6 protein-coding genes are annotated in these 7,791 nt (G+C 59.1%); 2 read left to right on the plus strand and 4 right to left on the minus strand.

The window, feature by feature from the left end; all coding sequences use genetic code 11:
• Positions 1 to 18: 18 nt before the first annotated feature.
• From KDK82_RS05710 to KDK82_RS05720, 3 genes are all read right to left on the minus strand, one after another.
• The gene (locus tag KDK82_RS05710) at positions 19 to 1,146 is read right to left on the minus strand and encodes an alpha-hydroxy acid oxidase (RefSeq protein ID WP_088164230.1); all 1,128 of its coding nucleotides are present in this window, start codon (positions 1,144 to 1,146) and stop codon (positions 19 to 21) included.
• Positions 1,147 to 1,263: 117 nt separating this feature from the next.
• On the minus strand, positions 1,264 to 1,563 hold the full coding sequence (locus KDK82_RS05715; RefSeq protein WP_012206418.1) for an SWIB/MDM2 domain-containing protein: 300 nt from the start codon (positions 1,561 to 1,563) through the stop codon (positions 1,264 to 1,266).
• 216 nt (positions 1,564 to 1,779) lie between these two features.
• Complete coding sequence (locus KDK82_RS05720) at positions 1,780 to 2,736, minus strand: DMT family transporter (RefSeq protein WP_088164231.1); 957 nt, start codon at positions 2,734 to 2,736, stop codon at positions 1,780 to 1,782.
• 362 nt (positions 2,737 to 3,098) lie between these two features.
• Here KDK82_RS05720 and aceA point away from each other — a divergent pair, with 362 nt between their 5' ends.
• Positions 3,099 to 4,430 carry an isocitrate lyase gene (gene aceA, locus KDK82_RS05725; protein WP_013801675.1) on the plus strand — a complete coding sequence of 444 codons (1,332 nt, stop codon included), beginning with the start codon at positions 3,099 to 3,101 and terminating at the stop codon, positions 4,428 to 4,430.
• A gap of 232 nt (positions 4,431 to 4,662) precedes the next feature.
• On the opposite strand, the gene KDK82_RS05730 is transcribed toward aceA, so the two are convergent.
• On the minus strand, positions 4,663 to 6,300 hold the full coding sequence (locus KDK82_RS05730) for a DUF2130 domain-containing protein (RefSeq protein WP_088164232.1): 1,638 nt from the start codon (positions 6,298 to 6,300) through the stop codon (positions 4,663 to 4,665).
• A 340-nt stretch (positions 6,301 to 6,640) separates the two neighbouring features.
• On the opposite strand from KDK82_RS05730, the gene KDK82_RS05735 reads away from it, so the two are divergent.
• Complete coding sequence (locus tag KDK82_RS05735; protein WP_217649254.1) at positions 6,641 to 7,663, plus strand: SIR2 family protein; 1,023 nt, start codon at positions 6,641 to 6,643, stop codon at positions 7,661 to 7,663.
• Positions 7,664 to 7,791: the final 128 nt, after the last annotated feature.

Raw genomic sequence — 7,791 nt, forward strand, 5'->3', positions numbered from 1 at the left:
GCTGTATGGCGCTCGGCTTTACTCGGTATCCAGTAGTTCCACAGTGGCCTGGGCAAGGGTGGCACACCCTGTCAGCGCCATGACGATCTCCAGTTCATCGCGCAGCAACCTGAGCACATGGGCCACGCCGGCGGCGCCCGCATTGGCCAGCCCCCAGAGTACGGGGCGGCCTATCAGAACCGCTGTCGCACCGAGTGCGATCGCCTTGAGCACGTCTGTGCCGCGCCGTATGCCCCCGTCGGCCAGCAAGGGGAGCTCATGGCCCGCGCCGCGCACGGCCCTGGCCACGCGGGCAAGGGCTGTTGCGGTTGCCGGTGCGGTGTCCAGCGTGCGCCCTCCATGGTTGGAGACGATGATGCCTGCTACTCCCAATCTCGCGGCCTGCAGCGCATCGGCCGGGTGGAGCACGCCCTTGAGCAGCAGCGGCAGCCGTGTCTGCTGCTGCAGCCAGGCGACGTCATCCCAGGTAGGTGCATGGTGCAGCAGACCGTCGAACAGGGGGCTCTGGCCTGGTGCGAGTTGCATGGCTGCAAGTGGCGCCATCCCCTGCAGGTTGACGGCAGACACTCCCGGCGGAAGACAAAAGCGCGCGCGGCGTTCACGGTCCCGCACACCGCTGGTGGGTGCGTCCACCGTCAGCACCAGCGCTTCGTAGCCTGCGGCCTCTGCGCGCTTGATCAGTTGCGTGGTGAAGCCACGGTCATGCTGCAGATAGAGTTGGAACCACAAAGGGCCATGGCCAGGCGTGAGCCGTGCTGCCTGTGCCACTGTCTCCAGCGGCAGGCTGGCCTGTGTGCTGAGCACCATGCCTGCGCCCAGCGCCGCAGCGGCATAGGCCGTTGCAAGCTCTGCGTCCTCATGGGCCATGCGCTGGAAGGCCATGGGGGCCACCAGCAGCGGGCAGGCCAGCTCCCTGCCCAGCAACTGCAGCCGGGTATGACCGCCTGCAAGGGGGCGGAGCACGCGCGGCCACAGTGTGAGCGCGTCCCAGGCGCTGCGGTTGGCCGCAAGACTGCGCTCATCGGCCGCGCCGCCCGAGAAATAGGCCCAGGCGTTGTCGTCCATCCGCTGCCGCGCATGCGCCTCGTGGTCGGCCAGATTGATGATGCCGTCGGGAACGGCTTGCAGCGCGGGCACTTGGCTCATGGCATTGGAATGTTGTCGGCGTGCAGCATCTCCAGCAAGAAGAGGAGGTGGCATCCCGGAAAAAAGAAAAGCCGGCCCAGGGGCCGGCTTTCATCCGTCGTGGCGCAGGCCCGAGGATTACTTGACGTGCTTGCCGATCAGGCCAGCCATCTCGAACATCGAGACTTGGGGCTTGCCGAACACTTCCTTGAGCTTCGCGTCGGCGTTGATCATGCGCTTGTTGGCAGCGTCTTGCAGCTTGTTGGCCTTGATGTAGACCCACAGCTTGCTGATGATCTCGGTGCGGGGCAGGGGAGTGGAACCCACCACGGCAGCCAGAGCGGGGCTGGGGGTGAGGGGTTTCATGAAGGCGGCGTTGGGAGTGCGCTTCTTTGCGGGAGCTGCCGGAGCAGCCGTTGCCTTCTTTGCAGTTGCCATGTTGCTTGTTCCTAATATGGAGTGGATTCTTTACCAGCGAAAAACCGTCGCTATCCACTGGCAGGCTGATGCTAATGGGAAAAAAACGCTCTTCCAAGCTTACCCGTCAAATTTTTGCCTCGATTTGTTGCTGTGGCGCTGTTTTTTGAGGAGTTTTTGCATTCTGGCTCGCTTTCGAGGGTCGCACTGGCAGGTTGGCCGTCGGCACCAGCGTTTTCAGAAGGGGCTGGCACCGCTCGCGGAAGTGTGTTGTGCAAGGCGTTTTCTGCCCGGCCAGGTGGCCACGAGAATGCCCAGCAGGGCGATCGCAAAGGCCAGCGCCTGCATGGATGTAACCCGTTCGCCCAGCACGCACATGCCGACCACGGCAGCGCTGATCGGCAGCAGTACCGTAAAGGTGCCGGCCTGGGAGGCTGGCACGTTGCGCAAGCCCGTCATCCACAACCACACGGTCCACACGCAGGCGGCAAGGGCGTAGAACAGCAGCAGGCCCCAGATGCTCCATGCCACGCTGCCGAAGTCGAAGTGCCACGCCAGATACAGCCCGAAGGGCGTTGACAGCGCGAATCCCCAGAGATTGACGATGGATGTGATGCGCTTGGGTCCCAGGGATGTGGTCAGGCGCTTGCCGATGACGGCGTAGAACGCCTCGCAAAGCACGGCGCCGACCAGCAGCATCTGCCCCAGCCACGCCTGCGGTGAGGCTGGGGCAGATGCTGCCGAGTTGGCGCCAGCGTCTGGGCGGGACAGTGCATACAGGCCGATGCCCGCCACGGCCAGCGCAATGGCCAGCCAGGTGCGCGCAGCCACGCGCTCGCGCAGAAACAGCCAGCTCATCAAGGCCACGGCAGCAGGGATGGCCGCCATGGTCACGCCGGCCATGACGGCGCTTGTCAGGCTCACTCCAGTCACCATGCAGATGGTGAAGAGAAAGTTGCCGAACAGCGACTCAAGAAACAGCAGGCCCTGCGTGCGCCGAGACAGGGGTGCCTCGTCCGCCGGCTTGCGCAGCCAGCGCAGCATGGCGATGGCCCCGATGCCAAAGCGCAGCCAGGCCAGCAGCAGCACCGGAAAAATGGCCGCCAGAGGCTTGGAGAGGGCGACATAGCTGCCGACCAGGGACATGCTTAGCGCCAGGCAGGCATAGGCAGATCTGCGATGGGAGGTGTTCACGGCAAGTGCAGGTTTGAGAGGCGGGAGCGCCGCCTGAACGCGCGATGGTACCTGTGAGCGCGTCCGGTGTGCGTGACATGTGCCTGTCGCGGACGCTTGCCATGCTGTGGTGACTTTTCATGGCATGGAATTCATGTTTTGCATTGTGAAATATTGAAATGCTGCATTGCGCCAATTTTTCTCAATACGAGAAATGTGATTTCATATTGAAAAATATGAAAATAACTCGTTGATTTATATGATAAAAAATTTAGTCTTGTATAAGACACAAGATGTTGATGAGGTCTTCTATAAGACTTAAATTTGATCCCAAGGCCGACGCAAGAAAGCCGCTTGTTTCAACCACCTCCCAGGAGAGCAACATGCCCCAATCCCTGACCCAGCAACTGAGCCGTGAACAGCAGATTTCCGCCCTTGAGAAAGACTGGGCGCAGAACCCCCGTTGGAAAGGTGTCAAGCGCGGCTACAGCGCCGCCGACGTGGTGCGTCTGCGCGGCAGCCTGCAGCCCGAGTACACGCTGGCCCAGCGTGGCGCGGAACTGCTCTGGGACAGGATCAACGGCGGTGCCAAGAAGGGCTATGTGAATGCCTTTGGCGCCATCTCCGCAGGCCAGGCCATGCAACAGGCCAAGGCCGGCCTGGAAGCGGTGTACCTGTCGGGCTGGCAGGTGGCTGCCGACGGCAACACCAGCGAAACCATGTACCCTGACCAGTCGCTGTACGCCTATGACTCGGTGCCCACCATGGTGCGCCGCATCAACAACACCTTCAAGCGTGCCGACGAAATCCAGTGGGGCCGTGGCATCAACCCCGGCGACAAGGAATTCATCGACTACTTCCTGCCGATCGTCGCCGATGCGGAAGCCGGTTTTGGCGGCGTGCTCAACGCGTTCGAACTGATGAAGAACATGATTGCCGCTGGCGCAGCCGGCGTGCACTTCGAGGACCAACTGGCTGCCGTGAAGAAGTGCGGCCACATGGGTGGCAAGGTTCTGGTGCCCACCCAGGAAGCCGTCGAGAAGCTGATCTCCGCCCGCTTTGCCGCTGACGTGATGGGCGTGCCTACCATCGTGCTGGCCCGCACCGATGCTGAAGCCGCCAACCTGATCACCTCCGATCACGACGCCAACGACAAGCCGTTCCTGACCGGCGAGCGCACGCAGGAAGGCTTCTACCGTGTCCGCAATGGCATGGAGCAGTCCATCAGCCGCGGCGTGGCCTATGCGCCTTATGCCGACCTGGTGTGGTGCGAAACCGGCGTGCCCGACATCGGCTTTGCCCGCGAGTTCGCCCAGGCCGTGCATGCCGCCTGCCCAGGCAAGCTGCTGAGCTACAACTGCTCGCCTTCGTTCAACTGGAAGAAGAACCTCAACGACAGCCAGATCGCGTCCTTCCAGGAAGACCTGTCTGCTCTGGGCTACAAGTTCCAGTTCATCACGCTGGCCGGCATTCACATCAACTGGTTCAACACGTTCAAGTTTGCCCACGCCTACGCCAACGGCGAAGGCATGAAGCACTACGTGAACATGGTGCAGGAGCCCGAATTCGCAGCCCGCGAACAAGGCTACACCTTCGTGTCGCACCAGCAGGAAGTGGGTGCAGGCTACTTTGACGACGTGACCACGGTGATCCAGGGTGGCTCGTCCAGCGTCAAGGCACTGACCGGCTCCACGGAAGAGGAGCAATTCCACTGAAGCGCGGCTTCGTTGAGTGCAACTTCAGGTAGATAGGGGTGAGAAAGCGTCCGGAGCCTTGTGCTTCGGGCGCTTTTTCTTTGCTGGGTGAAGCCGTAGCCTGTGGGAACGCTCCCGAATACTGCACTTGCCCGAACGCAGCCGCAACCCCGCCAGCAGCCATCGACTTCAGGCTTGCTTGATTCATTCAGAGCCTTACACATGAACGGCAGCAGGTGGGCTTACTGCCACGTCAATTTGGCGCGGTGGAACCTTCGTTCTTCAGCTCGGTAAACTTGGCTGCCATGGTCGGGTTGCCGCGTGTAAGCTTCTTGACGGTGAGGTCCTCGGCCTTGTCATTGGCCAAGCGCAGGTTGTTGGCCGACTTGTGGAGCGCCTCCTTGGTCTTTTCCAGGTCCTTGATGGCTTCGTCGATGCGCTTGACGGCTTCCTCGAAACCATCGGAGGCCAGGCGCCAGTTGCGGCCGAACGCAGTCTTGAAATCGTCCAACTGGCTCTCGAAGCGTGTGATGTCCAGGTTCTGCGCTTTCACCAGGGCCAGCTCAGACTTGTAGTGCAGCGAGTTCATGGCCGCATTGCGCAGTAGCGTAATCATGGGGATGAAGAACTGCGGCCGCACCACATACATCTTGGGATAGCGGTGCGAGACATCGACGATGCCGCTGTTGTAGAGCTCGTTCTCGGGCTCCAGCAGCGAGACCAGCACCGCGTACTCGCAGCCTTTTTCCGTGCGGTCCTTGTCCAGCTCCTTGAAGAAGTCTTCGTTCCTCTTCTTGGTGGTCGTCTGGTCGTTCTCGTTCTTCATCTCGAACATGATGGAGACGATCTCGGTCTGGGCATCGTCGCTCTCGCGGAAGATGAAGTCGCCCTTGCTGCCGCTGCTGGCGTCGTTGTCCTTCTCGAAATACGCGCGCGGGAAAGCGCTGGCGCGGATTCGGTTGAACTCGATGTCGCAGTGCTGCTCCAGCGTCTCGCCCACCATCTTGGTCGACAGCCTGGCCTTCATGTCGCGCAGGCGCTCAATGGCCTCGTCTCGGTCCTTGAGTTGGGTTTCGTACTTGTCCTTGAGCGATTTTTCGGCCAGCTCCTTTTCCAGCGCAGCGCGATCTAGATCATTTTTAAAAGTGTCGCGCTCTTGCTGCACCTTGCCCACGGCCTCGGTAATCGCCAATTGGTGGCTAACCGACGTCGCATCCAGTTGAGATTTAAGTGTTTGCAACGCAAGCTCTTTGCTCGTAGCGGCTTTTTGCAACTCGCTTTCCAGTCGGGCTTGCGCCAGCTCGGCCTGGGCTTTTTGCTCGAGCAGGGTTTGGCGCAGTTGCTGCGCCAGTTCGTCGCGCTGTTTCTGTGCATCGCTGACAGCGGTGCTCACTGCCAACTGGCGTGCCACAGCTTCACCGTCCAACTGAGACTTGAGTTTTTGGATTTCCGCATCTTTGGCCGCAGCAGTCTTCTCCAACTCGGCCTGCAGCCGTGTAGCAGCCAGTTGTTCGGCGCTTTGCTGCTCGCTCTGTGCTTGGGCTAATTGGTTGATCAGTGCATCACGCTCTTTTTCCAACCCGCTCTGGGCTTGAGCCACTGCCAGTTGGCTGGCCATAGCCGCGGCATCCAGCTGGCTTTTGAGATCTTGGATTTCGGCATCCTTGTTGGCGGCGCTGCTCATCAATTCACTTTCCATTCTGGCTTTTTCCAGTGCGACGGCGTTGCACTTTTCTTGCTCCGCAAATTGTAGGCGCTCATGCAACTGCTTCTCTAGCTCTTCTCTTTGCTTGTCAAACTCGCTGTCGCGAACCTGCTTCTGAATATCAGCGTAACCAGCTTCATCGATCTTGAATGCTTTTTTACAGTGAGGGCAAATGATTTCGTGCATGGAATTTTGAATATTGAGAGTTGTCTGGAAGCTCTTCAATTCTTGATTCAATTGGAATTAAAGAGCGTTGGGTAGCATTGCGTGGTAATCGACCTAGGGTCTAGCTAGGGGATTCGGGGGTGGTGGTTGTTGTGCAGATGTGCTAATCGACCGTCATTCAGTGAATTTTCTACAGGGTTGTTTTATGCCTGAAGTTGCTGACAGGGCTTCCTCCGGCGGAGGCTCTGGTGGGGCCGAAGACTGGTTGATTCTGATTTCGACAGGATGACACAGTCAGTGAAATCATGTATCGTATCAATACGTTGAGAAAAGAGGTGAGGAAGTGGAGTCATTGAATGCAATGAATGCGATGCAGTCACATATCCAAGACTGCATCAGCAAGCTACCTGTCATCGTGCTGGGTAGCGGTGCGTCTGCAGCGCATGGCATTCCAGGTATGGGCCCCCTAGGCAGTCACCTAGCAGCTTCGATTCTGCCTGCGGACTGCCAGTTTGACCCGCATCTCATAGGATGGACCGGATTCCTCGACAAAGTTCAGAAGATGGATCTTGAGTCCGCTTTGACCGATGTCAATGTGACACCTCAGGTGCTCAAGCATATAGTACACACCACTTGGAAATTTCTCAACGCAGCAGACTTCCAGATTTTCGAGCAGGTGCTCGCTAACCGGCGGTTGTTGCCGCTTAGCCAACTGTTCCAGCACCTCTTGCGCAGTACTGCCATGGAAATCCAGGTTGTGACCCCCAACTATGACCGCCTTGCAGAGTATGCTGCGGAGGCCGCCGGCTACTGTGCTTACACCGGTTTCACCTTTGGCATGTTCGGCTCGCGCGCTGTCGATGTTCCGCGGATCCACACAGCGCGTAGACCAGCGCGTACGGTCAATGTCTGGAAGGTGCATGGCTCGCTGGGCTGGTTCAGCGGAATGGACGGATCGGTCGTTGCGTTACCCCCCATTGGAACGGTTCCGAGAGACTTTACTCCAGTCATCGTCACGCCAGGCACCGAGAAATACCGCAGAACCCATGAAGAGCCATTCCGTAGTGCTATGCACAGCGCCGACGATGCAGTCGCCCGTGCCAGCGCATTTCTATGCATTGGCTACGGTTTCAATGACGATCACTTACAGCCTCTGATGATGGAGCGCTGCACGCGTCCTGAGGTTCCGTTGGTTCTTATCACTAAGGAAATCAGCCCCACGGCCCACAAGTTCCTTAAAAGCGGACGCTGCAGCCGCTACGTTGCACTCGAGGAGTCACCGGCGGGCACCCGGATGTTCAGCCACGAAGCGCCGGATGGCCTAGAGCTTGCTGGTGAATCCTTCTGGCGTCTCGATCGACTTCTTCCTCTTGTTATTGGATAAATGCATATGAGTATCCTCGATTATAAAGACAACGAATCTTTGGGGCGGGTCCGCTCTGTGGATACAGCTACCGTGGTGATAGCGGTGGATGATGTTGAGCGGCTACGTGTCGCATCCCGTACGATCAT

The sequence above is a fragment of the Delftia sp. K82 genome (assembly GCF_002193035.1).
GTDB classification, from domain to species: domain Bacteria; phylum Pseudomonadota; class Gammaproteobacteria; order Burkholderiales; family Burkholderiaceae_C; genus Comamonas; species Comamonas acidovorans.

What these genes read in the sequence shown, in the direction of transcription:
- KDK82_RS05710 (WP_088164230.1), bottom strand. Translation starts at nt 1,146, where the DNA reads ATGAGCCAAGTGCCCGCGCTGCAAGCCGTTCCCGACGGCATCATCAAT.
- KDK82_RS05715 (WP_012206418.1), bottom strand. Translation starts at nt 1,563, where the DNA reads ATGGCAACTGCAAAGAAGGCAACGGCTGCTCCGGCAGCTCCCGCAAAG.
- aceA (WP_013801675.1), top strand. Translation starts at nt 3,099, where the DNA reads ATGCCCCAATCCCTGACCCAGCAACTGAGCCGTGAACAGCAGATTTCC.
- KDK82_RS05730 (WP_088164232.1), bottom strand. Translation starts at nt 6,300, where the DNA reads ATGCACGAAATCATTTGCCCTCACTGTAAAAAAGCATTCAAGATCGAT.
- KDK82_RS05735 (WP_217649254.1), top strand. Translation starts at nt 6,641, where the DNA reads ATGAATGCGATGCAGTCACATATCCAAGACTGCATCAGCAAGCTACCT.